This is a genomic window from Curtobacterium citri, assembly GCF_030362955.1.
GTDB classification, from domain to species: Bacteria; Actinomycetota; Actinomycetes; order Actinomycetales; family Microbacteriaceae; genus Curtobacterium; species Curtobacterium citri.
In genome coordinates this window covers 1-1,323 of the sequence record NZ_JAUCML010000021.1, presented here as the reverse complement: position 1 = coordinate 1,323, position 1,323 = coordinate 1, and the positions used below count along the sequence as shown (strand labels likewise).

The following is a 1,323-nucleotide window of genomic DNA, read 5'->3' as shown; positions in this document are numbered from 1 at the left end:
GCGTCGAAGTCCTCCTGGTGCGCCGTGACCTCGTCACGGTGCTGCTCCGACCACGTCTTCAACTGCCGCACCGTCTGGTGGAGCGACAGCCCTAGGCCAGTCAGCTCGTAGGTGACGGTCACGGGGACGGTCGCCGTGGCGGTCCGAGCGAGCAGCCCGTCGCGCTCGAGCGACCGGAGCGTCTGCGAGAGCATCTTCGGGCTGACGCCCGCGAGGACCCGGGCGAGCTCCGAGTACCGCATCGGTCGCGGATCCCCGTCGCAGTCAGGACCGCTTCCGAGCGCCGACAGGACCAGTGTCACCCACTTGCCCGACACCTGCGCGAGCAGGCGCTGACTAGGGCATACGGCGAGGAACGCGTTGTACTGCACCTTCGCCTCGGCCCGCTTCTCCGCTGCCGTCATGGTCGCCATCGAACTCTCCTGGGCACCTACACACTTCGGGGTAACTCCTTCCCATCGGGAAGCAGCTCGTCAAGACTCGACCACGGCACCTCGTTCCACAAGCCCGGAAGGCAATCATGAACAGCACCCCGACCGACCTCCCCGGCGGCACCTGGACACTCGGCGATCGCACCGTGTCCCGCTTCGGCTACGGCGCCATGCAGCTCGCCGGCCCCTGGGTGATGGGGCCGCCGAAGGACCGAGACGCGGCGATCGCCGTGCTCCGGGCGGCTGTCGCCAGCGGCATCACCCACATCGACACCGCCGAGACCTACGGCCCCCGCGTCGTCAACGACCTCATCCGAGAGGCCCTGCACCCGTACGCAGACGACCTGTTCATCGCGACGAAGGCCGGCGGACGGCGCGACGCCGGCGGTGGCTGGCCCGCCGCCCGGAAGCCCAACGAGCTCCGCGCGCAGATCCACGACAACCTCGACCAGCTCGGGGTCGACACCCTCGACCTCGTCCACCTCCGCCTCGGTGACGCCGATGGCCCCGTCGCTGAGGACGTCACCCGGGCGATGGAGACCCTCGTCGACCTGCAGCAGCAGGGCCTCATCCGGCACCTCGGCGTCAGCAACGCCACTGCCGAACAGGTCGCGCAGGCGCGGTCGATCGCACCGATCGTCTCGGTACAGAACATGTACAACCTCGCCAACCGGTGGGACGACGCCCTGCTCGACGAGCTCGCCGCCGACGGCATCGCGTACATCCCGTTCTTCCCCCTCGGCGGCTTCACCCCGCTGCAGACGGATGCGCTCTCGGCCGTCGCGACGCGGCTCGGGGCGACGCTGATGTCCGTCGCGCTCGCGTGGCTGCTGCAACGGTCACCCAACGTTCTCCTCATCCCCGGCACCTCGTCGACACAGCACCTCCACGA

The 1,323-nt window shown here is 69.3% G+C and carries 2 protein-coding genes; one reads left to right on the top strand and one right to left on the bottom strand.

The genetic code is table 11. From position 1 onward, the window contains the following. Positions 1-413 (bottom strand): winged helix-turn-helix transcriptional regulator (locus tag QUG92_RS17065; protein WP_289460081.1); only part of this gene is annotated, 413 nt, incomplete at its 3' end. Positions 414-520: 107 nt separating this feature from the next. Here QUG92_RS17065 and QUG92_RS17060 point away from each other — a divergent pair. After that, the coding region (locus tag QUG92_RS17060; protein ID WP_289460080.1) for an oxidoreductase at positions 521-1,323 on the top strand (803 nt) is incomplete at its 3' end.